Genomic DNA, 26,339 nt, shown 5'->3' with positions numbered 1-26,339 from the left:
AGGCAATCGCCGGCGCCGTCGCGACATCCAACACGCCTTATCCCAGCGTGTAGCGCAAGGTCGCGAATACCGTGCGGGGACTGCCGTAGTAATTCCCGCGCGCGGTCGAGAAGATGCGTGCGTAATAGGTGCGATCGAGCACGTTGTTGACGTTGATCGACACGCCGAGCTGCTCGGTGAGCTTGTAGCCCGCGCGCAGGTCGAGCACGGCGTAGCTGCCCTGTCGAACCAGGGTGGACAGCACGCGCGTGCCGTTGGCGGCGATCGACGACCGCGTGCCGCCGGAGGTCGCCCCGAAGACGGTCAGGCCGCCGCCGATGCTGGCGCCGGCCAGCATGCCGTTTGTCGGCGCGTAATTGGTGAACACCTTGCCCATGTGGCGGGGGATCACCGGGACCAGCGATGTGCCCTCCAGCGCCGGGTTGATGTCCTCCAACAACTTGGTGCGCGTGTAGCTGTAGCCGCCGTTGATCCGCCAGCCCGGCAGGATCTCGCCCGTCGCCTCCAGCTCGATGCCGCGCGCGCGTACCTTGCCGAGCTGGTAGTAGAGATTGGCGTCGACGGGGTCGTTGAACAGCCGGTTACGCTGCGTGATCTGATAGGCCGCGGCGGAGAGCAACAGCCGGTCGTGCATCAGCGAGACCTTGCTGCCTGCCTCAAACTGCTCGCCGACCATCGGCTCGATACTGCCGCCGTCGCCGCGCTGGCGACCGACCGGCTGCGCCTGCGGCGTGAAACTGTCGGCATAGCTGGCGTAGAGGTTGAGGTGGCGGGTCACGTCCCAGACCAATCCGGCATAAGGCGTGAAGCGGTTGTCGATCGTATAGCCGGTGCGGGCCCCCGGGGTCGGCAACACCGTGCGCGTGTCGGTATCGAACCAGGTCAGCCTTCCGCCGCCGATCAGCGTCAGCCCGGCGAGCGGGCTGAGCCGCATCTGGCCATACAGGCCATATTGTTCGAGGTGGGTGACCGATCCGCCATAGACCTGCGTGACGCATTGCGGCGGCGTCTGCACCGGCGTGCAGATCCCCGCGGTGCCCTGCACCGGATAGGGCGGCAGCGGGCCATAGGGATCGAGCGGCGGCTCGGCCGGCGAGACGGGATTGAAGACGTCGATCCGCGCATAATTCGACAGGCGGGTGAAATAAGAGGTGCCGGCACTCGCCTGGTAATCGGCGCCGAGGATCAGCGTCTGGTCGCGCCCAAACAGCGGGAAGCTGCCGATGCCGTTGACGTCGAACGACCGCGTCTGCTGCTTGCTGTCGCCGCGATAGGCGATCTGGTTGGTGAGGCCGCGGTTGGCCGGCGTCACCGGCTGCGCGCCGATATAGCTGTAGACGTCGACGCGGTCGACATCGGTGTAGAGCCCGGTCGCGCGCAACGTCCAGCGATCGGAGACGCGATGCGCCAGCTCGACGAAGCCCGACCAGGTCTTCGCATCGAAGCGGTTCCAGTCGGCGCCCAGATAGGTCGAGCGCCGCACGTCGAGCAGACGCCCGTCGCTGCCGTCGGCACCGCCGGCATAGCCGGGCAGGCCGGACTGGACCGCCGGGCGGAAGCGATCGTAATTCGCGCCCGCGGTCAGCGTCGTCCGCGAACCGATCTCCAGCGTACCCACGGCGAAGGCGTCGAGCCGGTTGCGATGCGCCGTGTCGAAGAACTGGTTTTGATCCTGCGCCATGACGCCGGCGCGGAGCGCGGCGACGCCGCCGACCGGGGTCGAGACGTCGAGTTCCAGGCGGAGATTGTCGTAGCTGCCGTAGCCGGCGCTCGCCTGCATCCGGGCGGTATCGAGCGGCCGCTTGCGCACGAGATTGATGCTGCCGGCGGGATTGCCCGAGCCGCTGAACAGCCCGGCCGGCCCCCGCAGCACCTCGAGCCGGTCGTAGAAGAACAGATCGGGCACCGCCGAGGGAAAGTTGACCGACAGCGTCGGGACGCCGTCGATCAGATAGTTGTTGATCGCGAAGCCGCGCGAGAGGAACGACGGGTCCTCGCTGCCGACGCCGTTGACGGTGATGCCGTTGGTCGCGGTCAGCGCGTCTTCGAGCGTGAAGAGGTTCTGCGCCTCGATCTGTTCGCGGTCGACGACGGTGATCGTGTTGGGCGTGTCCTTGAGCGGCGTGACGGTCTTGCCGACGCCGCGGCCATAGCTCTTGCCGACGACGAGGATCTCGTCATCTCGCTGCGGATCGGCAGCGCCAGCCGCGACGGGTTCGGCCTTGGCCGACGAGGCCGGCATGGGCGCGGCACCATTCACCGAAGCCACGCCTGCGAGTAGAACGCCCAGATAAATCACTTCACTTCCCCTTCGATGCCGGCGACCTAACGGCATCGTTGTTGCGAGTCACTAGCAATATCAATTGCTGAACCATGTCTTATTGTTAATGGCTTGTGGCCGGAGCATATGGGCGTCCGCCGTCGTGGCGATTGCCTGCACCCGAACCCCACGCTACCCGAAGGGATGGATCGCACCCGCCCGCCCGTCTCCTGCCGCGTTGCGGATACGCCCGCGGCCGATGACGACGCCTGCCAGGCCGCCGACGGTGTGGCGTTCGATGCCGCCGCGCCGATGACGCGCGCGTTCAACCATGTCATCGCCGGTCCGCATTTCCGGCGCCGCTTCGGGCGATGGCCCCTGCCCGCCGCCGACCCGCGCTCGACGATCAACGACGTGATCTTCGACCGGATGATCGATCCGCGCTGGACGCCGCTCGAACGCGCCTTCGTCGACAAGGAGACCGCGAAACGGGAAGCGCAGCGGCTGTCACCGGGCCTGCGCGTGCCGGAGACGCGGCTGGTGGTGGCGATGGACGACGTACCGTCGCCGGAGGCGCTGTTCGATCGGCTGCATCCCTTCGTCGGCACCGCGACGATCGCCAAGCCGACGCATGCCAGCGGCGGCACCGTCTTTCTGCGCGACGTCACCGGGCCGGAGGACCTGCGGCGCTTGTTCTGGCTGGCGCAGGCCGATTACGCGTCGATCCTGCGGGAGATGCAATATTGGCGGCTGCCGCGGAAGATCATCGTCGAGGCGCTGGTCCCGAGCGCCGCGGGGACATCGCCCGACGATTACAAATTCCATTGCGTGCGCGGGCAGCCGCTGGTCTGCCAGGTCGATCACAGCCGCTTCGGCCGGCCGTGGAGCCGGCTCTATCGCGTCCCGAGCTTCGAGCCGATGGACCGCGACGACGGGCTGGCGCCGCCCGCCGGCCATGCGCTGCCCACCGCCGAGCGGATCGCGGCGATGATGGCGGCGGCCCGCGCCCTGTCCGCGCCGTTCGAATTCGTCCGCGTCGATCTCTACGACGGCAGCGACGGCATCTATTTCGGCGAACTGACCTTCACCCCGGCGGCGTCGCTCGGCATCGCGCCGGCGGCGGTGGGCGATCATGCCGAGAATGCGACGCACCGCGTCTATAGCGGGATCGTGATGGCGGCGCTGGCTGGCGACGGACGGGCCTGACCGCTCGAACGGCTATCCCGGCGCCGGCGTACGCGTCAGAACAGCCCGATCTTCGCCCCCAACGCGTAGATCATGCCGCCGAAGCCCACCAGGAAGAGCACGGTGGCGACCGTCGCGCCGAGATCGATCCCGGCGTGGCGCCGCTTCACAGGCCCGGTGCCGCCTTCACGATGCCGTGGACCTGCTCCAGCGTGTCGAGGATGAGGCGGAGGTCGGCGGCGGTCAGCGCGCTCGCCTCGTCGACATACGCGCCCGCGTCGAAGGTCGCGGCGAACGCGTGGAGATGGTTCAGGGCTTCGCCCAACCGGTGGGTCGCTGCATCTTCGGTCATGCCGCCAGCCTAGCCACCCGCCGACGATTCGCACAAGCGCGGCGCGGCCCGCACGATTCCGCCAACCTGGGGCCGTAACTTTGGTTTGACAGCGGCCACCGCCGCCTCGCAGGACCGAGCATCGGGAGACGAGCGTGGCCAGCGTCGAAATATCAGGACTGACCAAAGGCTTCGGCGGCGTGACCGTGCTGCAGCCGACCGACCTCGTCGTCGAGGACGGCGAATTCCTCGTGCTGGTCGGCCCGTCGGGATGCGGCAAGTCGACGCTGCTGCGGATGATCGCCGGGCTCGAAGACCCCAGCGGCGGGCACGTCGCGATCGACGGGCGCGACGTCACCCATGCGCCACCGTCCGAACGCGGCGTCGCGATGGTCTTCCAATCCTATGCGCTCTATCCGCAGATGACGGTCGCGCAGAATATCGCCTTTCCGCTGAAGGTCGCCGGCGTCGCCAAGCGCGAGATCGCCGAACGGGTGGCGGCGGTGGCGGCGATGCTCGATCTTTCCGACCTGCTCGACCGGCGCCCCCGCGCGCTGTCCGGCGGCCAGCGCCAGCGCGTGTCGATCGCGCGGGCGGTGGTGCGTCGGCCGCGCGTGCTGTTGCTCGACGAGCCGCTGTCCAACCTCGACACCGCGCTGCGCGCGCGGATGCGGCACGAATTTGCCCGGCTGCACCAGCAGCTCGGTACGACGATGATCTACGTCACGCACGACCAACTGGAGGCGATGACGCTCGCCAACCGCATCGTCGTGATGAGCGAGGGGCGCGTCGAGCAGGTCGGCGCGCCGCTCGACGTCTATCGCCGCCCCGCCAGCCTCGCCGTCGCCGCGGCGATCGGCTCGCCGGGGATGAACCTGCTGCCGGTGACGATCGCCCAGGCCGGCGAGGACGGCGCCGCGGTTCGTCTGCCCGGGGGCGCCACGGTGCGCACCGCCGCCCGCGTCCCCGCCGATGCGGTGGGTGGCGCCGCGACCCTGGGCGTGCGGCCCGAGCATCTCGTCGCGGCCGCGGATGGCGCCTTCGCCGGCGTGGTCGAGCTGTTCGAGCGGCTCGGGCCGCTGTCGTTCGCGCATCTCGGCGCGCAGGGGGCGATCGGCACGATCGTCGCGCAACTGCCCGGGGATCGCGCGGTGACGCTCGGCGAGACGCTGCGCTTCGACGTCGCCGCGGCGGACACGCATCTGTTCGCCGCGGACGGCCGCGCCTACCCCTTGACGCTGCCGCCGAGCAGTCCGGTCAGATAATAACGCTGGAGCGCGAGAAACAGCAGCAGCACCGGCATCGTCGCCACCACCGCCGCCGCCATCATCAATTCGCCGTCCGCGGCATGCTCCCGCCCGATCGCGGCGATCGCCACCGGCAGGGTGTAGAGATGCTGGTCGGCGAGCACGATCAGCGGCCACAGGAAATCGTTCCAGCTCCCCAGGAACAGGAACAGCGCCAGCGTGACGACGATCGGGGTGAGCAGCGGCAGCACGATGCTGACGAAGATCCGCGTCTCGCCCGCGCCGTCGATCCGCGCCGCGTCGATCATCTCGTCGGGGATGGCGAGCGTCGCCTGGCGGACGAACAGGATCGCGAAGATGCCGGCGAGGCTGGGCAGGATCACGCCGGCATAGCTGTTGACCAGCCCCAGCTCCCTGAAGATCAGGAACAAGGGCAGCATCGCCACCTGCCCCGGCACGACCAGCGACGCGATCAGCAGCTGGAGCAGCCGCGCCCGCCCGCGGAAGCGCAGCTTGGCGAAGGCATAGCCCGCCGGAACGGTCAGCAGCAGCCCGAGCAGCGTCGAGACCGCCGCGATCCCCAGACTGTTCACCAGCGCCGGCACGATGCGATAGTCGAACCAGGCGCCGTCGATCGATCGCCGGACCAGCAGCTCGTAATAATTCTCGCCCGACCAATGCGACGGCCACAGCGGCGTCGGCAGGGTGGTCGATTCGCCGCGCGGCATGAACGAGACGACGACCATATAGGCCAGCGGCGCGATGGTGAGCGCGGTCAGCGCCGCCACCGCGCCGGTCGAGACGATCGTGCGCAGCCGCGTCACAGCCATTCGTGGCGCCTTCCGATCCGCGTCTGCGCGATCGTCACCGCGAGGATCATCAGGAACAGCACGAACGCGACCGCGCTCGCCTGCCCGAGGTTCCACCATTTGAAACCCTCGTCGAACATGAAGTAGAGCACCGTCGTCGTGCTCTGCGCCGGGCCGCCGAGCGTCATCACATAGGGTTCGGCGAAGATCTGCAGGAAACCGGCGACGCTCATCACCGTCGCCAGCAGCAGCGTCGGGCCGATCGCCGGCAGGGTGACGTGCCGGAAGCGGCCCCACCGCCCCGCCCCGTCGAGCCGCGCCGCCTCGATCAGGTCGCCCGGCACCGCCGACAGCGCGGCGGTGAAGACGATCATGTTGTAGCCGAAGATCTTCCAGGTCACGAACAGCAGGATCGCGGGGATCGACACATGCGGGTCGCCGAGCCAGTCGACCGGCGCGATGCCGACGGCGGCGAGCGCGCGGTTGATCAGGCCGAAGCGCTGGTTGAACAGGATACGCCATACCACCGCGGTCGCGACGACGCTGGTCACATAAGGCGCGAACAGCAGCACGCGCCACAGCGGCTTCCACCGCACCGTCGCATCGTTGAGCAGCAGTGCGACGAAGAGCGAGGTGCCGATCGCCATCGGCACGCCGAGCGCGGCGAACAGCAGGGTGTTGCCGAGCGCGCGCCAGAACAACGGCGTCGACAGCAGACCGGTGAAATTGCCGAGGCCGACAAAATGCAGGTTCGACCAATCAGCGAGCGCGTAGATCGAATAATCGGTGACCGACAACGCCAGCGCGAGCGCGGTCGGCAGTACGAAGACGAGCGCGATGATCGCCAGCACCGGCGCGGTGAACAGCCAGCCGGTCCGCTCCTGCCGGGTCATGCGATCCGACCCGCCTCGACCAATGCGCGGCGTTTGGCGAGCAGCCCGTCTACCCTGCGGTCGAGCGCCGCCAACGCCTCGTCCATCGACTGGACGCCGCGGACGATCCGCTCGGCGGCGAACTGCACCTCGGTCTGGATCTGCTCCCATTCGATCACCGGCGGGGCGGCGGCGGGCTGGCGCATCTGGTCGGCGAACGGGCGCAGCACCGGGGCGGCGAGTTGCGGGGCGGTCCAGGCGCCGACGCGGGCGGGCAGATTGCCGATCAGCCGCTGGTAGCGCAATTCGCTCTCGATCGAGGTCAGATGGCGGACCAGGGCCCAGGCCTCGCGTGGGCGCTTGCTCTGTGTCGAGACGCACAGGCTGGCGCTCAGTCCCGACACCGGACCGGCGCCGTGCGGTCCCGGCAGCCGCGCAGTCGCCCAGCGCGCGCGCGGGAGCAGATCGGCACGGCGGGCGAAATCCTTGAGCGTCGTCGGACCGCTCGGCCAGACCGCGCAATAGCCGGTGGCGAAGGCAGCGACGGGGTCCTGCACCTCGGTCGACAGCGCCATCGGCGCGTAACCATCGGTGTAGAGCGAGACGTAATAGGCGAAGGCGGCGCGTGCCTCGGGGGTCTGGAAGGCGCCGCGCGTGTTGCGATCGCGCAGCATCGTCGCGCCGGCCTGCGACAGCATCGTGATGAGCCCGTTGGGCCAGTTGAGCAGCATGAGGAAGACGTAATCGTCCGGCCGGCGGCGCTTGATCGCGCGCGCCATCGCCCGCCAGCCATCCCAGTCCTCGGGCGGGCTGTCATAGCCGGCCTCGCCGAGAATATCGCGGCGGTAGAATTGCACCTGCGGCGCGACCGACCACGGCACCGCATAGTCCCGCCCCGCGAAACGCGTCGCCGCCAGCACGCCGGGAAACATGTCGTCGACGAGGTCGGGCGACGGCAGTGGCGCGATCGCGCCGATCGTGGCGAACTCCTGCACCCAGCCGTTGAACAGCATCAACACGTCGGGCATCGCCCCGCCGGCGAAGGCGGTGAGCAGTTTCTCGTGGCTCGCGGTGGTCGGCAGCGACTGGACCTCGACCGGGACGCCCGTCGCGGCGGTGAAGGCGGGCATCAGCAGCGGCGAATAGTCACCTTCATAGCTCATCGCCCACATCGACAGCGGCGCTTCTGTTCCGCCCGGCCCCGCACAGCCGGCGAGCGCCAGCGCCGGGATCAGCCCGAGGGCGGACCTGCGCGTCCATGCGACGTCCGTGCTGCCCTCTCCCATCGCGGCGACGATGCCGCATCCGCTGCCGGGGCACCACCCATACGATCGATTAAATCGTTCATATGTCGACTGTTTTATCTACTACGTGGCCGCGGCGGCGATTGAACCGCCGGGCGATGCCGGTAAGGATCGCGACAACAGAACGCCGGCCGAAACCGAGCCGGCACACAGGGGGATCATCATGTCGCGCCGCATTCACCGCAGCCGCTGCCTATTGTCAGGTGCGGCGCTCTTCCTTGCGCCGCTCGCGCAGGCACAGACCGCCGCACCCCCGGACGAGCCTGCCGCCGACGCACCGGCCGACGACATCATCGTCACCGGATCGCGCATCCAGCGCCCCGATTATGCCGCGCCCAATCCGATCGTGTCGTTCGGCGCGGCCGACCTGCAGCAATCGGGCAACACCAACGTCACCACCTTCCTTCAGCGCGTGCCGGCGCTGACCAACTCGCTCGACAGCACGCGAACCGCGGGCAGCAACCAGGCGGACGGCAGCTTCGGCCAGGTCGGCCTCAACCTGCTCGACCTGCGCGGGCTCGGCCCCAACCGCACGCTGGTACTGGTCAACGGCCGCCGCCACGTCGCGGGGCAGCCCGACACCGCCGCGGTCGACATCAACGCGATCCCGACCGACCTGATCGACCGCGTCGACGTGCTGACCGGCGCCGCTTCGGCCGTCTACGGTGCCGACGGCGTGTCCGGCGTCGTCAATTTCGTGATGAAGCGCGACTTCGACGGCATTTCGGCGCGTTCGCAATTCGGCATCTCCGACCGCGGCGATGCCGCCAACCGCTTCGCGTCGATCGTCGCGGGACACAATTTCGCCGATGGCCGTGGCAACGTCACGCTCGCCTACGAATATAACGCCGACGAACCGCTCGCCAACGACGACCGTTCCTACCTCACCGCCGCGCAACGCCAGTATTTCGTTAATGTCGATGGCTATGTCCCCGGCCAGGCGGGCAGCTACCAGAAGGCACCGCTCGGAGACCTGCGCTATCCCTATAGTTCGAACCAGGGCATCATCTACATCGGCGACCAGACGTTCCGCGGCGACGGCGCGATCTACACGCCGGGCCGCGTCCTGCAGAACGACGGCTACAGCATCGGCGGCGACGATACGCCGGTGGCGGGCTATATCGGCGACATCTTCCCGCGCACCCGTCGCCACGCGGTCAACGCGCTCGCGCATTACGACGCATCGGACGCGTTCAAGGTCAGCCTCGAAGGTAAGTTCGTCCAGTCGACGATCACCAGCTTCAGCGGCTATGGCGGCAATTATCCGGCGACGATCGCGCTCGACAATCCGTTCATCCCCGCGACCATCCTCACCGCGGCGCGCGCGGCCGGCCTGACCTCGATCGACGTCAACCGCAACAATTTCGACATCCCCCGTCGCGGCGAGACCGATCGCCGCCGCACCTATCGCGGTGTCGTCGACGTCGCCGGGCGGTTGAACGACCATGCCAGCTACGACGTCTCCTACACCTACGGCCAGACCGACGTCCGCGCGACCAAGCTTAACGACCGGGTGAACACGCGCTTCCTCGAAGCGCTCGACGCGGTACGCGGCCCCGGCGGCACGATCGTCTGCCGATCGGCCGCCGCTCAGGCGGCGGGCTGCATACCGGTCAACACCTTCGGCGGGGCCACCGTCGATCCCGCCTCCTACGCTTATTATCTCGACAATCCGGTGAGCAACGCGCGGATCACCCAGCATGTCGTCAATGCCGCGCTGACCGGCGACTTCGGCCGGTTCTTCGAGCTGCCCGGCGGCCCGATCGCCTTCGCCGCGGGCGGCGAATACCGGCGCGAGTCGAGCCGCTTCACGCCCGCGCAGTCGCTCGTCGACAATGCCTTCTACCAATATGACGAATATATCATCCCGACCGCGTCGCGCGGCCGTTTCGACGTGTGGGAGGCGTTCGGCGAGCTCAACGCGCCGCTGCTCAAGGACCGGCCGTTCTTCCACCTGCTCTCCGTCGGCGCGGCGGGACGCTATTCCGACTATTCGACGGTCGGTTCGACAAAAGCCTATCAGTTCAACGGCATCTGGGCGCCGATCCGCGCGATCAGCTTCCGCGGCTCCTACGGGCGTTCGGTACGCGCGCCCAATATCGGCGAGTTGTTCCGCCCGACGACCGGGTCGAGCGCCTTTTTTTCCGACCCGTGCTACGTCGGCAACCGCAATCTCGGCAGCGCGTCGCGCGCCGCCAATTGCGTCGCGCTGATCAGCGGGCTGGGCGGCAATCCGGCGACCTTCACCGCGGCGAACAATCCCGATGCTGCGATCTTCATCCCCGGTTCGGTGTCGGGCAATCCCGATCTGAAGGCGGAGGTGGCGCGGACGTGGACCGCGGGCGTCGTGCTGCGCCCCGATGTCGTCCCCGGCCTGTCGATCGGCGTCGACTGGTACGACATCCGCCTGCGCGACGCGATCAACAACCCCAATGGCGATGCCGCCAACAGCATCGCTGCGCTCTGCGTCGACCAGCCGACGCTCGCCAATCCGTTCTGCGGGCAGATCAGCCGGCGCACCGGCAGCGGCTTCATCAACGGCTATACGATCACGCCGCAGAACGTCTCCGCCTTCCGCACCTCGGGCGCCGAGCTCAACGTCGCCTATCGCTTCCGCACCACCGGCGCCGGGACCTTCGACGTGCGGCTGGTCGGTGGCTATCTCAACACGCTCGAACAGGTCGCGACGCCGGGCGCCGAGGTCGAGAACAACGTCGACCAGATCTTCCGCCCGCGCTGGAACGCGACGCTGTCGCCGACGTGGAGCGACGGGCCGCTGACCCTGAGCTACAATCTGCGCTGGCAGAACGGCGTGCGCCGCTTCAGCCGCTTCGAGAGCGACGGCAACGCCAATCTCATCGATCCCCGCTATTTCCGCTACAAGGCGCTGTGGCAGCACGACGTGCAGGCGCAGATCGAGGTCGCCCGCGATTTCGCCTTCTACGGCGGGGTCAACAACCTGACCGAACAGAAGCCCGATATCGGATTCCAGACCAACGTGCCGATCTCGCCGGTCGGCCGCTATCTCTATGCGGGCGCGAAGATGCGGTTCGGCGGCAGCTGAGCCGCCCGACGCTTGATCGCGCGGCGGAAACTGGCATGGAGCGGCGATGCTCCATGTTCCGCTACTGTTCGCGCCGCTCGCGACCTATGACGTCGTCATTCCCTGCCACAACCGTGCCCATGTCGTGGCCGATGCCGTCGCCAGCGTGCTGGCGCAGGACCATCCGCCCGCCCGCGTGATCGTCGTCGACGACGGCTCGTCCGACGACAGCGCGGCGGTAATCCGCGGCCTCGCCGCGGCGCATCCCTCGGTCGATGCGATCGTGCTGCCGCGCAACGTCGGCGCATCGCAGGCGCGCAACACCGGCGCGGGTGCCGCCCGGTCCGACTGGATCGCCTTCCTCGACAGCGACGACGTCTGGCTGCCCGGCGCGGCGCGGGCGCTGCTCGACGGCACCGCGGGCGGACTGCACGACATCGTCGTCGGCCATTTCGCCCGCGTCGAGGGTGACGGCGCGCCGCAAGCGCCCGAATGCGGCTGGGACGGCGGCTGCATCCGTCGCGGCCTGGCCAGCGGCGGCGTCATCGGGCCGAGCTGGTCGATCGTCCGCCGCGCGATGGTGGCGCAGGTCGGGGGATTCGACCCCAGCTTCCACAATTGCAACGACTGGGACTTCTACACCCGGACCGCCGCGGCGGGCGCGCGCTTCGCCCGGATCGACGCGTGCGTGGCGCTCTATCGCACCGTCGCGGGCAGCCGGCTGGTCAACGACACCGCGATCGGCGCACGCAACGCCGACCGCGTCCTCGCGCACCCCTATCTGATGGCGCTGACCGCCTGATCAACCCGTTGCGGCGGGGATCGGCAAGGCGCGGAACAGCGGCGCCGGCGCCTCGACCAGCGTGTCCGCCGGCACGTCCTGGCGCAGCCAGACGCCGCCGCCGATGCGCGAGCGCGCGCCAATCGTCACCCGGCCGACGATCGTCGCATTGGCGTGGATCACCACATCGTCGGCGACGATCGGATGGCGCGGCGCGCCCGATTTGTCGCCGAATAGATCGGGGTCGCCACCCAGCGTGACACCCTGGTACAGGCGGACGCGATCGCCGAGGATCGCGGTCTCGCCGATCACCACGCCGGTGCCGTGATCGATGAAGAACCGCCGGCCGATCCGCGCGGCGGGATGGATGTCGATGCCGGTACCGGCGTGCGCGATCTCGGCGATCAGGCGCGCGACCAGCGGCGCGCCGAGGCGATACAGCAAATGCGCGATGCGATGATGGATGATCGCGGTGAACGACGGATAGGCGACCAGCACCTCGTCGACGCTGCGCGCCGCGGGATCGGCGGCATAAGCGGCTTCCACGTCGCTATCGAGGATGCGGCGGATCTCGGGCAGGCCGGCGGCAAAGGCCCCGATCAGCCGCTCGGCGCGCAGCGCCGTCGCACGGACGTCGCCCTCGCTGCCGCTATAGCCCAGTTCGAGGTCGATCTGCGCGGCGAGCTGCGCCAGCGTCGATTCGAGCGAGGCGGCGATGAACGCATTTTCGTTGGCGGCGGTCAGCTCCGATGGGCCGAGCCGCAACGGGAACAAGGCGGTGCCGAGCTCTCCGGTGATCCGCTTGAGCGCCTGACGCGAGGGGAAGCGGCTGCCGCGTTCGTCGTTGTGCGGGTGCGCGGTGCGCCAGGCGATGCGGGCGCGCTGCAATTGCTCGACGACGACGTCGATCTCCTGCGGGAAGGCGATCGACGGATATTCGTCGGCGCTGAGCTCAACCATGGTTTCGATCCTTGCTGCGGCCCGTCATCTGGGCGGAGCGCAGCGCCTTGGCAAAGCAGCTTGATTTGCCCCGCGCAAAGGCTGGATATCAGCGCCCGCCAGGATCAGTGCAGCTTGAGCCGCGGCCGGACGATGCGGTTGACGTGGCCGATCACGATCAGCGCGCAGCCCTTGATCCAGCCGTGGATGGCGATCAGATGCATGCGGTACAGCGACAGATAGACGAACCGCGCCAGCCGCCCCTCGATCGCCAGCTTGCCGCCGACCAGATTGCCCATCAGCGTGCCGACGGTAGAAAAGCGGCTCAGTGACACCAGCGAGCCGTGATCCCGGTAGACGAACGGCCGCAACGGCCTGCCCGCCATCTGCCGCTTGAGGTTGACGAACACCGCCGCAGCCATCTGATGCGCCGCCTGCGCCCGTGGTGGCACCGGGCGGTCGCTGTCCGGCAGCCGGCACGCCGCACAATCGCCGATCGCGAAGATGCGATCGTCGTTGACGCTCTGCAACGTCGGCGTCACCACCACCTGCCCGCCGCGGGCGAGGTCGAGCCCGTCGAGCCCGTCGGCGATCGGCACCGCCTTCACCCCCGCCGCCCAGACCATCAGGTCGGCGTCGATCCGGTCGCCGCTGCCGGTGGTCAGGCCGTCGCGGTCCGCCGCGATCACCGGCGTGTCGATGAGCACGCGGACGCCGAGCGCCTCCAGCTCGCCGCGCGCGGCATCGGCGAGCCGCTCGGGCAAAGCGGGAAGGATGCGCGGACCCGCCTCGATCAGCGTCACCGCGAGCCGGCTCTCGTCGAACACCTCCAGCCCGTAATGGCCGAGCGCCGCGGCGGCGTTGAACAGTTCCGCGGCCAGCTCGACCCCGGTGGCACCGCCGCCGACGATGGCGATGCGGACGTGCGCGTCGCTGGCGGGATCGGCGGTCATCGTCCGCGAGACGCGCAGGCAATGATCAAGCAGCCGGTCGCGGAAGCGGTCGGCCTGCGCTCGGCTGTCGAGGAAGGTGCAATTCTCCGCCACGCCGGCCGTGCCGAAATCGTTGGTCACCGAGCCATAGGCGAGCACCAGATAATCGTAGCGGATCGCATGCGCGGCGATCACCTCGCGACCCTGATCGTCGTACACCGGCGCCAGATGGACCTGCCGTGCGGTCCGGTCGATCGCGCGCAGCGTCCCGTAGAAGAAGCGGTAGCCCCAGCGATGGCAATGGCTGCGATAGCCGACTTCGTCCATGTTGGCGTCGAGCGAGCCGGTCGCCACCTCGTGCAGCAGCGGCTTCCAGATATGCGTGCGGTTGCGATCGACGACGATGATGTCGTGCGCCTTGCGACCGTAGCGCGCACCGAGCCGGGTGGCGAGTTCGAGGCCCGCCGCACCACCGCCGACGATGACGATCTGGGTCTTGGACGTCATGGCTTCGTCTCCGCATCGAACACGCGGGCGGGCGCCGCTCGCGCGTTGGTTACGGCATCCCCTCGTTTCCGATCGGCGGACCTAGCGGCGGCCGATCTGATCGTCTTGCGGCACAGTATACCGTGCCGGGACCTATTGGGTAAATCTCGGCCGCCCGGCCCACCCTTTGCGTCAGGCCCTCACCCATGCCGTCATCACGGGAAGCGAAAGATCTCAATGAAGCGTCGCTGTACCCCGGCCTCCGCCGGGGTACAGCTCTTGCGTACCTTGGCGACTATCGCAGGACTGCCGCGCCAACCGCCGGCACCCCCGCGGATCACGCCGCGCGGAACATTTCCGGCGGCAGCGCTATCAGGCTCTCCGCGCCACCCTCGATCTTGCGGCGCAGCGCGCCCGCGTCGGGCGCGATCCGCTCGGCGAAGAAGCGGGCGGTGACCAGCTTGGCGTCGAGGAACGCCGGGTCGCCCTCGCCCGCAACCTTCAGCTCGGCGGCCGCCTTCGCCATGCGCAGCCACATCAGGCCGGTGGCCACGATCCCCATCAGATGCATGTACGGCACCGCCCCGGCACCGACGTTCTCCGGGTTCTTCATGCCGTTCGCCATGAACCACATCGTCGCGGCCTGCAGCTCGCCGAGCGCCTTCTTGAGCGCGGTGGCGATCCCCGCGGTCGCCTCGACGGCTTCGGCCGCCGCGGTTTCCTCGGCGACGATCTTGAACAGCGCCTGCACCGCACGACCGCCCTTCAGCGCGAGCTTGCGGCCGACGAGGTCCATCGCCTGCACGCCGTTGGTGCCCTCGTAGATCATCGCGATCCGGGCATCGCGGACATATTGCTCCATGCCCCATTCGGCGATGTAGCCGTGGCCGCCATAGACCTGCTGCGCGTTGGTCGCGACCTCATAGCCCTTGTCGGTGCCGACGCCCTTGATGACCGGCGTGAGCAGGCCGATCAGGTCGCCCGCCATCTCGCGCTCGGCATCGGTGCCGGCATGATGCTCCAGATCGACCTGCAACGCACCCCACAGGCAGAGCGCACGCAGCCCCTCGGTCCACGCCTTGGCCTCCATCAGCATGCGGCGGATGTCGGGATGGACGAACAAGGTGTCCGCCTTTTCCTCGGGCTGCTTCGGCCCGGTCAGCGCGCGGCCCTGACGACGATCCCCGGCGTACTGGACGGCATTCTGATAGGCGACCTCGGCGATGCCGAGCCCTTGCAGGCCGACGCCGAGCCGTGCCGCGTTCATCATGATGAACATCGCGGCGAGACCCTTCATCTCCTCGCCGACCAGCCAGCCCTTGGCGCCGTCATAGTTCATCACGCAGGTCGAATTGGCGTGGATGCCCATCTTGTGCTCGATCGAGCCGCAGGTGACCGCGTTGCGCTCGCCGAGGCTGCCGTCGGCGTTGACCAGCACCTTGGGCACCACGAACAGCGAGATGCCCTTCGAACTGTCGGGCGCGCCCGGCGTCTTGGCCAGCACAAGATGGATGATGTTGTCGGTGAGGTCGTGCTCGCCCGCCGAGATGAAGATCTTGGTGCCGGTGATCGCATAGGAACCGTCCGCCTGCGGCTCCGCCTTGGTGCGGATCAGGCCGAGGTCGGTGCCGCATTGCGGCTCGGTGAGGTTCATCGTGCCGCCCCACTCGCCCGACACCATCTTGGGGACGTACATCTGCTGCTGCTCGGGGCTGCCCTTGGCGACCAAGGCCGCGATCGCGCCGTGGGTCAGGCCGGGATACATGGCGAAGGCCATGTTCGACGAGATCATATATTCCTGGAAGGCGATCGACACGACGTGCGGCATGCCCTGCCCGCCATATTCCGGCGCGTTGCCGAGCGTCGCCCAGCCGCTCTCGACGTACTGGTTATAGGCGTCCTTGAAGCCGGCGGGGGTGGTGACGCTGCCGTCCTCGTTCCGGGTGCAGCCTTCCAGATCGCCCGACTGGTTGAGCGGGAACAGCACCTCGGCGACGAAGCGGCCGCCCTCCTCAAGCACCGCCTCGACCACGTCGGGGGTGGCGGCGTCGAAGCCGGGCAGATTGGCGTATTTCTGCAGGCCGACGACATGCTCGAGGATGAAACGCGTGTCGCGGACGGGGGGCGTATACTGGGGCATCCGATTATCCTTGTGTGTCGGCGATATGGACGGCCTCGACGACCGCCACGAATTCGGTGAGCTCGGCGATCGCGGCGTCGATGTCGTGCTTCTGGCGTTCGAGCAGTTCGATCCGTGCGCGGCAGCGGTCGATCGACACCTGCCGCTGGAGACGGCGGCCGTCGTCGAGATCGTAGAGGTCGATCATCTCGCGGATCTCGCCGAGGCTGAAGCCGACGCGCTTGCCGCGCAGGATCCAGGCGAGCCGCGCGCGGTCGCGATGCGAGTAGATGCGCTGGGTACCGCGCCGCTCGGGCGCGATCAGCCCCTCGTCCTCATAGAAGCGCAGCGCCCGCGCGGTGACGCCGAACTCTTCGCACAGATCGGAAATCGTGAAGGAGTCGCGATCGTGGCGATGTTCGATCACGGCATAAGCGGGTGACGAGGCCATGGCCGATTCGTTACGTCACGTTTACGTCAACGTCAACCTACTCACCTGCGCTGCACAGCCGTTTTCCAGACGGCGCGCGCAGCGTCGCCGCCTCGGCCACTGCGCCGCTGAGCCGCTCGACGGTCAGCGAATCGAGCGAGGCGCGGCCGGTGCAGTACCGATCGCAATCGGCGGGCATCGCGGCGGGGAAGACGATGCGTTCGCCGTCGAAATGCGCGTCGAATCGGCAGGGGCCGAAGGCGACCGCGACGGTCTGGCCGCGCCGGCGGGCGGTGCCGGCAGCGGCGCAGCCCTGCCCCTCGCCGTAATCGATCAACGCGCCGATCCGGAAGAGGTCGCGGCCGGCGGGGACGATGCAGAGCCGGTCGGTGTCGGCGGCCCACGATCCGGCGAGGCCGGCGCGCGCGGGATCGCCGACGAGGCCGGCACGCAGCGCCGCGCGCTCCAACCGGCTGCCCGGCGTATCCTGCGGCGCCGGCGGCGGCGATCCGCAGCCGGCGAGTAGCAGCGCCGCGAGCAGCGCGCGCCTCATCCGATCGCCTGCAACCGATCGCCGTCGACCCGGCGGTAGAAACAGCTCGCCGCGCCGGTATGGCAGGCGGGCCCGGCGGGATCGACGATGATCCACAGCGCATCCTGATCGCAGTCGATGCGCATCTCGACGACGCGCAGCACGTTGCCCGACGTCTCGCCCTTCTTCCAAAGCCGCGCGCGGCTGCGCGACCAGAAGGTCGCCTCGCCGCTCGCCTGCGTCGCGGCAAGCGCCTCGGCGTTCATGTGCGCGACCATCAGCAGCGCGCCGTCGCGGGTGGTGACGACCGCGGTGATCAGCCCGGCGGCGTCGTATTTGGGATCGAGGACGAGTTCGGTTTCGCGGGGATCGGCCATGCCAGCGTCTATAGCGAGTGCGGAGGCGGCGTCATCCTCCCGTGCATCCGCTGAAAAGCGCAACTATGTTGCCCTTCGGTTGCGCACGCGGCAAAGCTGCGCGCCAGATGGCAACCCACCCCTTCCGCATCGCCAATTTCCGCAGCTATTGGCTGTCGCGCCTGTCCGGCACGATCGCGCAGACCGCATTGGCGATCGTCATCGGCTGGCAGGTCTATGGCCTCGCCCGCGAAACGATGGACGTGCGGCAGGCGGCGTTCCTACTCGGGATGATTGGCGCGGCGCAGTTTGTGCCGTTGTTCGTGCTGACCCCCGTCACCGGCCTCGTCGCCGACAGCGTCGACCGGCGCTGGATCGTCCGCGCGACGACAGCGGTGATCGCGCTGGTCGCCGCGTTCCTCGGCGTGCTGACTTGGCTCGGCGAGCTGACGCTGCCGGCCCTGTTCTTCGCGGCGGTGGTAATCGGCGTCGTGCGTGCCTTCACCGGCCCGGCCTATTCGGCGCTCGCCCCCAATCTGGTGCCGCGCGAGAGCCTGCCGACCGCGATCGCGATCTCGTCGATCGCGTGGCAGGTGGGGTCGATCGCCGGGCCAAGCGTCGGCGGGCTGCTTTATGCGATCCATCCCGACGTCGCCTATGCGACGATCACCGGGCTGTTCGTACTGGCGCTGGCGACGATGTTCCTGATCGGGCCGGTGCCGCAGCCGCCGGCGCAGACCGACAAACACCCGCTCACCCGCATCCTCGACGGTTTCCAGTACGTCCGCAACAACCGGCTGGTGCTGGCAACGATCACGCTCGACCTGTTCGTCGTGCTGCTCGCCGGCGCGACCGCGCTGCTGCCGATCTACGCCCGCGATATCCTGCACGTCGGCGCGCAGGGGCTGGGCGTGCTCGCCGCGGGCATGGGGATCGGTGCGGCGGTGACCGCGGTGTGGTTCTCGGTACGGCCGATGGACAGCAACGTCGGCACCAAGATGCTGATCGCGGTGGTCGTCTTCGCCGTGGCGGTGCTGACCTTCGGCCTGTCGACGTCCTTCCCGCTCAGCCTCGCCGCGCTGATCGTCGCGGGCGGCGCCGACATGGTGTCGGTCTACGTCCGCCAGTCGCTGATCCAGCTCCACACGCCGGACGAGATGCGCGGCCGGGTGAGCGCGGTGTCGCAGCTCACCATCTCGGCATCGAACGAACTGGGCGAGGCGGAAAGCGGGCTGATGGCGTCGCTGCTGGGTCCGGTCGGCGCGGTCGCGTTCGGCGGGATCGCGGCGATCGTCGTCACCCTGCTCTGGGCGCGGCTGTTCCCCGAACTGCGCGCCGCACGGACCTTCGACCCGCCAGACATGTTACAGATCGAACCGCAGCACGGAGAAGCCAAGCCATGAAGGCCAACACCATCCTGGAAACGATCGGCAACACGCCGCACATCCGCGTCGCCAAGCTGTTTCCCGATTCGGAAGTCTGGATCAAATCCGAACGCTCCAATCCCGGCGGCTCGATCAAGGATCGCATCGCGCTGGCGATGATCGAGGCGGCGGAAGCCAATGGCGACCTCAAGCCCGGCGGCACGATCATCGAGCCGACCAGCGGCAACACCGGCGTCGGCCTCGCCATGGTCGCAGCGGTCAAGGGCTACAAGCTCGTCCTCGTCATGCCCGAATCGATGTCGCTCGAGCGGCGGCGGCTGATGCTCGCTTATGGCGCGACCTTCGACCTGACTCCGCGCGAGAAGGGGATGAAGGGGGCGATCGAGCGCGCGATCGAGTTGGTCCATGCGACGCCGGGCGCGTGGATGCCGCAGCAATTCGAAAACGGCGCCAACATCGATGTCCACACCCGCACGACGGCGCAGGAGATCCTCAACGATTTCCGCGACTCGCCGATCGACGTCATCATCACCGGCGTCGGCACCGGCGGCCATATCACCGGCGTCGCCGAGACGCTGAAAAAGCATTGGCCGAACCTCAAGGTCTTCGCGGTCGAACCCGCCGCCTCGCCGGTCATCGCCGGCGGCCAGCCGGGGCCGCATCCGATCCAGGGGATCGGCGCCGGCTTCATCCCGCGCAACCTGCACACGCAGGCGCTCGACGGGGTGATCGAGGTCGACGCCGCGGTCGCCAAGGACATGGCGCGCCGCTCGGCGACCGAAGAGGGTATCCTCGTCGGCATCTCGTCGGGCGCGACGCTCGCCGCGATCCTCCAGAAGCTGCCCGATCTGCCGGACGGCGTCCGCGTGCTCGGCTTCAACTATGACACGGGCGAGCGCTATCTGTCGGTGCCGGACTTCCTGCCCGAACAGTGACGGTTCCTTCCCAGGCGCGCAGCCCGATGTGGCTGCGCGCGGTGCTGGCGGCGACTGCGATCGTCGCGGTCGCCGTCCCCGCCCTCGTCGTCACCCATCCGCCCGCGATGCCGCAGCCGCACAAGCGTGTCGTGCTGCAACGGCGAGTCGTGCCGCCCGCCGAACTGCCGCCGGTCGAACCGGTGACGTTCATCGATCTGACGCCGGAGGACGCCAAGGCGTTCAACGCCGGCGTACCCTTCTCCGATTTGCCCAATCCGGCGGCGCGGCCGTTCCGCTTCGCCGGCGGCGCGGAGGATCGCGCGCGGGCGACCGACTGTATGGCGGCGGGCGTGCTCTACGAGGCGGGCGACGATACCGAAGGCGAGCGCGCGGTCGCGCAGGTGGTGCTCAACCGGCTGCGCCATCCCGCCTTCCCCAAGACCGTCTGCGGCGTGATCTTCGAGGGGCAGGAGCGCAGCACAGGCTGCCAGTTCAGCTTCGCCTGCGACCATGCGCTGACCCGCTGGACGCCGACCGCCGACGCCTGGCGGCGGGCACGCGAGGTGGCGACGATGGCGCTGGGCGGCGCGGTCTATCGCCCGGTCGGCTATGCGACGCATTACCACACCGACTGGGTGGTGCCCTATTGGCAGGCGAGCCTCGACAAGGTCGTTGCGGTGCACAGCCATCTGTTCTTCCGCTGGACCGGCTGGTGGGGGACGCCGCCCGCGTTCAACCGGCAGGTGAGTTCGAGCGAGCCGGTGATCGCGCAGCTCGCGCCGATCTCCGACGCGCACAAGATGGGCGGCGCGCTTGCGGAGGCGGATGCGGATGCGGTATTGCTCGAGGCGTCGGCGGCACTCGGACTGATCGCGCCGGACGGCGTGGAGGGCGAGACGGCGCCGTTCACCGCCTCGGCGGCCGATGGCGACAGTTTCTTCGTGACCTTGCCGTGGGGCGTGCAGCCCGAATTGTATCCGACGATCGCCGCCAAGGCGTGCGGCGAGCGCAAGGCGTGCCGCTTCTCGGCGTGGAGCGATGCAGCAAAGACGCCGACCGCCGCGCCGCTGACCGCCGATCAGGTCGCGGCGATGGCGTTCAGCTATATCCGCGACCGCGATGTCGGGCTGGAGCGGACGCTATGGAATTGCGCCAAATATCCGCGGCCTGACCGGCGGCAGTGCATGAAGCAGCAGGTGCTGCTGACAGCCGTGCCGGTGGCGGCAGTGACGCCGACGCCAGTCGCAACGCCGGTAGCGGAACTGGGCGGCGTGCGGCGTAAGGGGGATACGGTAGCCCGCGGTAACGAGGTGCAGGAAGCCACCGGCGCAAAACGGCCAGCGTCCGCCTTCCCGTCGGCTTCGTCTTCCGCGCGTCGCCTTCCGATGACGAGCGAGCGGTAAGCGTCGTCGACGCCCTGTCAGCCACCCCGTCACCCCGGACTTGTTCCGGGGTCCACTCCGCGGCGAGGAGCGCGGCTTGAGGGGATACCATTCCCCTGCGGCCCAGTGGACCCCGGAACGAGTCCGGGGTGACGGGTGGTCGAGGCGCGGTTTGGAACCGCAGCGCCTATTTGTGGCCGCGGATCGCCTTCGCAAGCGCCGCCCCGTCCATCTTCGAACGGCCCTCGATGCCGATCTCGCGTGCTTCCTTCAGCAGGTCCGCCTTGCTGCGGTCCTCCAGTTTCCCGCCGGGATGATCGAGCGTGCCGGCCGCCTTGGCATTGGCGATCCGCGCCGCCTTCTCCTTGGAATTGCCCTGTTTCAGCAGCTCCTCGTAGAGCGCGTCGTCCTTGATCTGCGCGCCATGGTCCTTGGCCATCACCCTCTCCTTCGCGCCCGAAACGCGCATCGCGACAATCGGTTCGTTTTGCGCATTACAAATACGCGACAAACGCGGAATGCGTTCCTATATGGCCACCCGCACGATGTGAGCCCCCGCCACCATGCTGACGACCCATCCGTTTGAAGACGACAAGCTGCGCGAAGAGTGCGGCGTATTCGGTGTATCCGGCAGCGACAGCGCCGCGGCGCTCGTCGCGCTCGGCCTGCACGCACTGCAGCACCGCGGCCAGGAGGCGGCTGGCATCAGCAGCTTCGATGGCCATCACTTCCACACCCATCGCGCGATGGGCCATGTCGCGGGCAATTTCGACCGCGACGACGTGATCCGCGCGCTGCCCGGCGATTATGCGGTCGGCCACGTCCGCTATTCGACGACCGGCGAGACGGCGCTGCGCAACGTCCAGCCGCTCTATGCCGAACTCGCCAGCGGCGGCTTCGCCGTCGCGCATAACGGCAATATTTCCAACGCGATGAAGCTGCGGCGCGAGCTGATCCGGCGCGGCTCGATCTTCCAGTCGACCAGCGACACCGAGACGATCATCCATCTCGTCGCGACCTCCAACTATCGCACCCTGCTCGACCGCTTCATCGACGCGCTGAAGCAAATCGAGGGCGCCTACAGCCTCGTCGTGATGACACCCGAGGGGATGATCGCCTGCCGCGACCCGCTCGGCATCCGGCCGCTGGTGATGGGCAAGCTCGACGGCGCGGTGATCTTCGCCTCCGAAACGGTGGCGCTCGACGTCTGCGGCGCGACCTTCGAACGGCAGGTCGAGCCGGGCGAGCTGGTGATCGTCCAGAACGGCGAGATTCGGTCGATTCGCCCGTTCGCGCCGATGGCGCCGCGGCCGTGCATCTTCGAATGGGTCTATTTCAGCCGCCCCGATTCGATCGCCGGCGACCAGTCGGTCTATACGGTGCGCAAGGAGATCGGCGCACAGCTCGCGATCGAGACGCCGGTCGAGGCCGACCTCGTCATTCCGGTGCCTGATTCGGGCGTGCCGGCGGCGATCGGCTATGCGCAGCAATCGGGCATTCCGTTCGAGCTCGGCATCATCCGCTCGCATTACGTCGGCCGCACCTTCATCCAGCCGGGCGACAAGGTCCGCCACCTCGGCGTCAAGCTGAAGCACAATGCCAATCGCGCGCTGATCAAGGGCAAACGGATCATCCTCGTCGACGATTCGATCGTGCGCGGCACCACCAGCCTCAAGATCGTGCAGATGATGCGCGATGCCGGCGCGGCCGAGGTGCATATGCGCATCGCCAGCCCGCCGACGCGGCATAGCTGCTTCTATGGCGTCGACACGCCCGAGCGTGCCAAATTGCTCGCCGCCAAGCTCGACCTCGGCGGGATGACCGATTTCATCCACGCCGACAGCCTGTCGTTCGTCTCGATCGACGGTCTCTACAAGGCGCTGGGCGAGGCGAAGCGCGCCGACATCCGGCCGAAATATTGCGACGCCTGCTTCACCGGCGACTATCCGACGACACTGACCGATCAGGACGACAGCGTCGCGGTCGACCAGTTCGCGATGCTGGCGGAGCGGGTCAACTAAGGCATGGCCAGACCGCTTGCGAACCAACTCGCGCTGGTCACCGGCGCGAGCCGCGGCATCGGCGCCGCCACCGCGATCGCGCTGGGCGCGGCGGGCGCGCATGTCGTGCTGACGGCGCGCACCGCCAAGGATCTGGAGGCGGTCGAGGAAACGATCTTCGACGCCGGCGGCTCGGCGACGATCGCACCGCTCGACCTGACGCAGACCGACAGTATCGCGCGGCTCGCCGCGGCGGTCGGCGAGCGCTGGCAGGCGCTCGACGTGCTGGTGCTCAATGCCGCGATGCTCGGCAGCCTCGCCGCGGTGCCGGCGATCGACGCCAAGGAACTGGCGCAGGTGCTGACGCTCAACGTCAGCGCGCAGGTGGCGATGATCCAGGCGTTCGACCCGATGCTGCGCAAGGCGGCGGCGGGCAAGGTGATCGGTCTAACCTCCAGCGTCGGGCGCAATCCGCGCGCCTATTGGGGTGCCTATGGCGCGTCGAAGGCGGCGTTCGAGACGATGCTCGGCGCCTATGGCGACGAGACCGCCGACATCAGCCAGATCCGCACCGCGATCGTCGACCCCGGCGCGACCCGGACCAAGATGCGCGCGCGCGCCTATCCGGGCGAGGCGCCCGAGTCGGTCAAGCCGCCCGAGACGGTGGCGGACCGGATCGTCGCGCTGGCGGTGGCGGGCTTCGAGGCCGGACACCGCGAACGGGTGGGGTGACTCCAAGTCCTCCCCCGCCAGGGGGAGGTGGCAGGCCGAAGGCCTGACGGAGGGGGAGGATACGGTCCGCTCAGCGTATGCGGCAACGCCCCCTCCACCACCCGGCTAGGCCGGGCGGTCCCCCTCCCCCGCTAGCGCGAGGGGGGAATTTACTTGCGCTTCACCAGCGTCACCTGTGCGACGTCGATGCCGCGGCCGCGGAAGCCGCCTTCGCAATACATCAGATAATAGCGCCACAGATCGCGGAAGCGCGCGTCGAGCCGTTCGGGCAGGCGCCCGGCCTTGTCGGCATTCTCGAACCGCTCGCGCCAGTGGCGTAGCGTCTGGGCGTAATCAAGGCCGAAGCTGTAGGGGTCGGTCCACGCCAGTCCCCGCGCCTCGCATAGCGTGCGAAAGCGGCTTTCGGACAGCAGCATGCCGCCGGGGAAGATGTAGCGCTGGATGAAATCGACGCTGGCCGCATAGCGGTCGAACACGTCGTCGGCGATGCTGATATATTGCAGCGCTGCGCGCCCGCCAGGCTTGAGCACCCGCGCCAGCGTGTCGCAATAGGCCGGCCAGTAATCCTGCCCGACCGCCTCGACCATCTCGATGCTCGCCACCGCGTCGAACTGGCCGCTGACGTCGCGATAGTCGGTCAGGGCTACCGTAACCCCCGGCAGGTTCCGCGCATCGACCGCCGCCTTCTGCTCGGTCGAGAGCGTCAGCGCATGGACGCGCCGCCCGCCCGCCGCCGCGGTGGCGGCGAACGACCCCCAGCCACAGCCGATCTCGAGGATCGTGTCGCCCGGCGCCGTGCCGGTGCGATCGAGGATCGCGGCGAGCTTGCGGTCCTGCGCGCGCTCGAGCGTGTCACCGCTCGTAAAGATCCCGCTCGAATAGGTCAGGCCGGGATCGAGCCATTCGCGGTAGAAGTCGTTGCCGAGGTCGTAATGGTCGGCGATGTTGCGCCGCGAACCCTGCTTGTCGTTGCGGCGCAGCCGATGCCACAGGCGGAGCAGCAGCTTCGATCCGCCGCCCGCTCTGGCCAAATCGGCGAGGTCGACCCGATTGCGCATGAAGAGATCGAACAGCGGCACCGGGTCGGGGCTCGACCAGTCGCCGTCGCGCCACGCGCGATACCAGCCGACCGAACCGCCCGTCGCCAGCCGGACCAGCGCGCGCCAGCGGTGAAGGGTGACGATCGGCACCGGCCCCGGCTTTCGTCCGCCGAGCAGCCGGTGGGTGCCGTCGGGCAGTCGCGCCTCGATGCCGCCGCTCGCCAGCCCGGCATCGATCCGGTCGAGCAAACGGTGGAAGATCGGGGCGAGCGCGCGTGTCTGGAATGTGTCCGCAGCCATGTCGCGGGCGCTCATGCCGCAGCTTGCCCGATCAGGAAAGGGTCAGCGCGCCGCAATCGCCTCGCCGAGCGTCAGGATCGCGGCGACATGCCGTCGCGCGATCTCCAGCGCGTCGTCGCCATAGCCGCCGCCGACGGTGCTCGCGAGCGGGATGCCGCGGGTCAGCCGCGCGATCAGCCGCTCGCGCCGCGCCAGTCCGTCGAGCGTCAGCGACAGCCGTCCGAGCCGGTCGCCCGCAAAGGGATCGACGCCCGCCTGATACAGGATCAGCTGTGGCCGATGCTCGGCGAGGAAGGGCGTGAGCGTTGCCGCCAGCGTCGCCAGATAGGCGTCGTCGCCGACCCCGTCGGCCAGCGCCACGTCGAGCGTCGAACGCGCCTTGCGCGCCGGGAAGTTCTTCTCGGCGTGGATCGAATAGGTCGCGATCTCCGGCCGCCCGGCGAGCAGCGCGGCGGTGCCGTCGCCCTGATGGACGTCGCAATCGACCACCGCCAGCCGGTCGACCGTCCCCTCCTCGATCAGCCGCACCGCGGCGAGCGCGAGATCGTTGAATACGCAATAGCCCGCACCGGTGTCGGCGAGCGCATGATGGCTGCCGCCCGCGGTGTTCGCCGCGAAGCCGTAATCGAGCGCGAGATGCGCCGCCAGCCACGTGCCCCCCGGCACCGCCTGCGCGCGCGCCGCGACCTCGGGCGTGATCGGGAAGCCGATGCGGCGCGTCTTCAGATACGGCACGTCGGCGGCCAGCACCTCGGCGACGTAGCCGGGGTCGTGCACCGCCTCCAGCCAATGCAGCGGCATCGGTTCGGGGGCGTGCCACGCCACCCGCGGCCCCTCGGCCAGCAGGAGGTCGCGGATCAGGCCGTTCTTGTTCCAGCGGTAGGTGGAGCGCGCCGGCGCCGGCGCGACATAGGCGGGATGATGGACGATCGGGATCACGCCCGGTAGTTGGGGATG

Annotated in this window: 23 protein-coding genes; 9 read left to right on the top strand and 14 right to left on the bottom strand. The window is 68.6% G+C overall.

Annotated elements, in window-relative coordinates:
- Positions 1–37 precede the first annotated feature (37 nt).
- Positions 38–2,242, bottom strand: a complete 2,205-nt coding sequence (locus AC07UH_RS07395) for a TonB-dependent siderophore receptor (RefSeq protein ID WP_495180299.1) — start codon at positions 2,240–2,242, stop codon at positions 38–40.
- 222 nt (positions 2,243–2,464) lie between these two features.
- Here AC07UH_RS07395 and AC07UH_RS07390 point away from each other — a divergent pair, with 222 nt between their 5' ends.
- Positions 2,465–3,466 carry an ATP-grasp fold amidoligase family protein gene (locus tag AC07UH_RS07390; protein ID WP_495180300.1) on the top strand — a complete coding sequence of 334 codons (1,002 nt, stop codon included), beginning with the start codon at positions 2,465–2,467 and terminating at the stop codon, positions 3,464–3,466.
- A 145-nt stretch (positions 3,467–3,611) separates the two neighbouring features.
- On the opposite strand, the gene AC07UH_RS07385 is transcribed toward AC07UH_RS07390, so the two are convergent.
- Positions 3,612–3,797: a hypothetical protein gene (locus tag AC07UH_RS07385; RefSeq protein ID WP_137897828.1), complete on the bottom strand. Its 186-nt coding sequence runs from the start codon at positions 3,795–3,797 to the stop codon at positions 3,612–3,614.
- Positions 3,798–3,931: 134 nt separating this feature from the next.
- Between AC07UH_RS07385 and AC07UH_RS07380 the strand changes: the two genes are divergently transcribed.
- Positions 3,932–5,041, top strand: a complete 1,110-nt coding sequence (locus tag AC07UH_RS07380) for an ABC transporter ATP-binding protein (RefSeq protein ID WP_495180301.1) — start codon at positions 3,932–3,934, stop codon at positions 5,039–5,041.
- Here AC07UH_RS07380 and AC07UH_RS07375 read toward each other — a convergent pair.
- The 3 genes from AC07UH_RS07375 to AC07UH_RS07365 are packed head-to-tail and all read right to left on the bottom strand — an operon-like array spanning position 5,002 to position 7,990.
- A complete protein-coding gene (locus tag AC07UH_RS07375) occupies positions 5,002–5,853 on the bottom strand; it encodes a carbohydrate ABC transporter permease (RefSeq protein ID WP_495180302.1) in 852 nt (283 codons plus the stop codon). The genes AC07UH_RS07380 and AC07UH_RS07375 overlap by 40 nt on opposite strands.
- The gene (locus AC07UH_RS07370) at positions 5,844–6,725 is read right to left on the bottom strand and encodes a carbohydrate ABC transporter permease (RefSeq protein WP_495180303.1); all 882 of its coding nucleotides are present in this window, start codon (positions 6,723–6,725) and stop codon (positions 5,844–5,846) included. The genes AC07UH_RS07375 and AC07UH_RS07370 overlap by 10 nt, the downstream gene beginning before the upstream one ends.
- Complete coding sequence (locus AC07UH_RS07365) at positions 6,722–7,990, bottom strand: extracellular solute-binding protein (RefSeq protein ID WP_495180304.1); 1,269 nt, start codon at positions 7,988–7,990, stop codon at positions 6,722–6,724. The genes AC07UH_RS07370 and AC07UH_RS07365 overlap by 4 nt, the downstream gene beginning before the upstream one ends.
- Positions 7,991–8,171: 181 nt before the next feature.
- Here AC07UH_RS07365 and AC07UH_RS07360 point away from each other — a divergent pair, with 181 nt between their 5' ends.
- The gene (locus AC07UH_RS07360) at positions 8,172–11,072 is read left to right on the top strand and encodes a TonB-dependent receptor plug domain-containing protein (protein WP_495180305.1); all 2,901 of its coding nucleotides are present in this window, start codon (positions 8,172–8,174) and stop codon (positions 11,070–11,072) included.
- A gap of 46 nt (positions 11,073–11,118) precedes the next feature.
- On the top strand, positions 11,119–11,853 hold the full coding sequence (locus AC07UH_RS07355) for a glycosyltransferase family 2 protein (protein WP_495180306.1): 735 nt from the start codon (positions 11,119–11,121) through the stop codon (positions 11,851–11,853).
- Here the strand turns inward: AC07UH_RS07355 and epsC are convergent, their stop codons facing one another.
- From epsC to hisI, 6 genes are all read right to left on the bottom strand, one after another.
- A complete protein-coding gene (gene epsC, locus AC07UH_RS07350; RefSeq protein WP_495180307.1) occupies positions 11,854–12,792 on the bottom strand; it encodes a serine O-acetyltransferase EpsC in 939 nt (312 codons plus the stop codon).
- A 104-nt stretch (positions 12,793–12,896) separates the two neighbouring features.
- Entirely contained in the window at positions 12,897–14,210 is a 1,314-nt protein-coding gene (locus AC07UH_RS07345) for an NAD(P)/FAD-dependent oxidoreductase (RefSeq protein ID WP_495180308.1), read from the bottom strand.
- Positions 14,211–14,526: 316 nt separating this feature from the next.
- Positions 14,527–16,329, bottom strand: coding sequence for an acyl-CoA dehydrogenase C-terminal domain-containing protein (locus AC07UH_RS07340; RefSeq protein WP_495180309.1), 1,803 nt, complete (start codon positions 16,327–16,329; stop codon positions 14,527–14,529).
- A 4-nt stretch (positions 16,330–16,333) separates the two neighbouring features.
- Positions 16,334–16,759 carry a MerR family transcriptional regulator gene (locus AC07UH_RS07335; protein WP_038659092.1) on the bottom strand — a complete coding sequence of 142 codons (426 nt, stop codon included), beginning with the start codon at positions 16,757–16,759 and terminating at the stop codon, positions 16,334–16,336.
- A gap of 37 nt (positions 16,760–16,796) precedes the next feature.
- On the bottom strand, positions 16,797–17,291 hold the full coding sequence (locus AC07UH_RS07330) for a hypothetical protein (RefSeq protein ID WP_495180310.1): 495 nt from the start codon (positions 17,289–17,291) through the stop codon (positions 16,797–16,799).
- Positions 17,288–17,647 carry a phosphoribosyl-AMP cyclohydrolase gene (gene hisI, locus AC07UH_RS07325; protein ID WP_495180311.1) on the bottom strand — a complete coding sequence of 120 codons (360 nt, stop codon included), beginning with the start codon at positions 17,645–17,647 and terminating at the stop codon, positions 17,288–17,290. Before hisI ends, AC07UH_RS07330 begins: the two co-directional genes overlap by 4 nt.
- A gap of 107 nt (positions 17,648–17,754) precedes the next feature.
- On the opposite strand from hisI, the gene AC07UH_RS07320 reads away from it, so the two are divergent.
- From AC07UH_RS07320 to AC07UH_RS07310, 3 genes are read left to right on the top strand one after another with little or no spacing between them, the layout of a single operon-like run.
- Complete coding sequence (locus tag AC07UH_RS07320; protein WP_495180312.1) at positions 17,755–19,029, top strand: MFS transporter; 1,275 nt, start codon at positions 17,755–17,757, stop codon at positions 19,027–19,029.
- Complete coding sequence (cysK, locus tag AC07UH_RS07315) at positions 19,026–19,946, top strand: cysteine synthase A (protein WP_038659080.1); 921 nt, start codon at positions 19,026–19,028, stop codon at positions 19,944–19,946. Before AC07UH_RS07320 ends, cysK begins: the two co-directional genes overlap by 4 nt.
- Before the next feature lie 26 nt (positions 19,947–19,972).
- Entirely contained in the window at positions 19,973–21,331 is a 1,359-nt protein-coding gene (locus AC07UH_RS07310) for a cell wall hydrolase (protein WP_495180492.1), read from the top strand.
- 166 nt (positions 21,332–21,497) lie between these two features.
- Here the strand turns inward: AC07UH_RS07310 and AC07UH_RS07305 are convergent, their stop codons facing one another.
- Positions 21,498–21,749 carry a DUF7218 family protein gene (locus AC07UH_RS07305; RefSeq protein WP_137897839.1) on the bottom strand — a complete coding sequence of 84 codons (252 nt, stop codon included), beginning with the start codon at positions 21,747–21,749 and terminating at the stop codon, positions 21,498–21,500.
- A 124-nt stretch (positions 21,750–21,873) separates the two neighbouring features.
- Here AC07UH_RS07305 and purF point away from each other — a divergent pair, with 124 nt between their 5' ends.
- Positions 21,874–23,331, top strand: a complete 1,458-nt coding sequence (purF, locus tag AC07UH_RS07300) for an amidophosphoribosyltransferase (protein WP_038659073.1) — start codon at positions 21,874–21,876, stop codon at positions 23,329–23,331.
- 3 nt (positions 23,332–23,334) lie between these two features.
- The gene (locus tag AC07UH_RS07295; protein ID WP_038659071.1) at positions 23,335–24,042 is read left to right on the top strand and encodes an SDR family NAD(P)-dependent oxidoreductase; all 708 of its coding nucleotides are present in this window, start codon (positions 23,335–23,337) and stop codon (positions 24,040–24,042) included.
- Positions 24,043–24,191: 149 nt separating this feature from the next.
- On the opposite strand, the gene AC07UH_RS07290 is transcribed toward AC07UH_RS07295, so the two are convergent.
- Together AC07UH_RS07290 and AC07UH_RS07285 are read right to left on the bottom strand one after the other, a co-directional pair.
- On the bottom strand, positions 24,192–25,382 hold the full coding sequence (locus AC07UH_RS07290) for a class I SAM-dependent methyltransferase (RefSeq protein ID WP_495180313.1): 1,191 nt from the start codon (positions 25,380–25,382) through the stop codon (positions 24,192–24,194).
- 42 nt (positions 25,383–25,424) lie between these two features.
- A complete protein-coding gene (locus tag AC07UH_RS07285; protein ID WP_038659067.1) occupies positions 25,425–26,321 on the bottom strand; it encodes a histone deacetylase family protein in 897 nt (298 codons plus the stop codon).
- Between the last annotated feature and the right edge of the window lie 18 nt (positions 26,322–26,339).

It is taken from the genome of Sphingomonas sp. GW821-FHT04B01, from assembly GCF_059420425.1.
Note: the sequence above shows the minus strand (reverse complement) of the source record. Positions and strands in the feature narration are given on the sequence as shown.

Coding starts and splice junctions, on each gene's coding strand:
- AC07UH_RS07370 (WP_495180303.1), bottom strand. CDS start 6,725: ATGACCCGGCAGGAGCGGACCGGCTGGCTGTTCACCGCGCCGGTGCTG.
- AC07UH_RS07320 (WP_495180312.1), top strand. CDS start 17,755: ATGGCAACCCACCCCTTCCGCATCGCCAATTTCCGCAGCTATTGGCTG.
- AC07UH_RS07385 (WP_137897828.1), bottom strand. CDS start 3,797: ATGACCGAAGATGCAGCGACCCACCGGTTGGGCGAAGCCCTGAACCAT.
- AC07UH_RS07305 (WP_137897839.1), bottom strand. CDS start 21,749: ATGGCCAAGGACCATGGCGCGCAGATCAAGGACGACGCGCTCTACGAG.
- AC07UH_RS07330 (WP_495180310.1), bottom strand. CDS start 17,291: ATGAGGCGCGCGCTGCTCGCGGCGCTGCTACTCGCCGGCTGCGGATCG.
- AC07UH_RS07395 (WP_495180299.1), bottom strand. CDS start 2,242: ATGCCGGCCTCGTCGGCCAAGGCCGAACCCGTCGCGGCTGGCGCTGCC.
- AC07UH_RS07375 (WP_495180302.1), bottom strand. CDS start 5,853: ATGGCTGTGACGCGGCTGCGCACGATCGTCTCGACCGGCGCGGTGGCG.
- AC07UH_RS07290 (WP_495180313.1), bottom strand. CDS start 25,382: ATGGCTGCGGACACATTCCAGACACGCGCGCTCGCCCCGATCTTCCAC.
- hisI (WP_495180311.1), bottom strand. CDS start 17,647: ATGGCCGATCCCCGCGAAACCGAACTCGTCCTCGATCCCAAATACGAC.
- AC07UH_RS07365 (WP_495180304.1), bottom strand. CDS start 7,990: ATGGGAGAGGGCAGCACGGACGTCGCATGGACGCGCAGGTCCGCCCTC.
- AC07UH_RS07355 (WP_495180306.1), top strand. CDS start 11,119: ATGCTCCATGTTCCGCTACTGTTCGCGCCGCTCGCGACCTATGACGTC.
- AC07UH_RS07360 (WP_495180305.1), top strand. CDS start 8,172: ATGTCGCGCCGCATTCACCGCAGCCGCTGCCTATTGTCAGGTGCGGCG.
- purF (WP_038659073.1), top strand. CDS start 21,874: ATGCTGACGACCCATCCGTTTGAAGACGACAAGCTGCGCGAAGAGTGC.
- epsC (WP_495180307.1), bottom strand. CDS start 12,792: ATGGTTGAGCTCAGCGCCGACGAATATCCGTCGATCGCCTTCCCGCAG.
- AC07UH_RS07335 (WP_038659092.1), bottom strand. CDS start 16,759: ATGGCCTCGTCACCCGCTTATGCCGTGATCGAACATCGCCACGATCGC.
- cysK (WP_038659080.1), top strand. CDS start 19,026: ATGAAGGCCAACACCATCCTGGAAACGATCGGCAACACGCCGCACATC.
- AC07UH_RS07295 (WP_038659071.1), top strand. CDS start 23,335: ATGGCCAGACCGCTTGCGAACCAACTCGCGCTGGTCACCGGCGCGAGC.
- AC07UH_RS07345 (WP_495180308.1), bottom strand. CDS start 14,210: ATGACGTCCAAGACCCAGATCGTCATCGTCGGCGGTGGTGCGGCGGGC.
- AC07UH_RS07310 (WP_495180492.1), top strand. CDS start 19,973: ATGTGGCTGCGCGCGGTGCTGGCGGCGACTGCGATCGTCGCGGTCGCC.
- AC07UH_RS07340 (WP_495180309.1), bottom strand. CDS start 16,329: ATGCCCCAGTATACGCCCCCCGTCCGCGACACGCGTTTCATCCTCGAG.
- AC07UH_RS07390 (WP_495180300.1), top strand. CDS start 2,465: ATGGATCGCACCCGCCCGCCCGTCTCCTGCCGCGTTGCGGATACGCCC.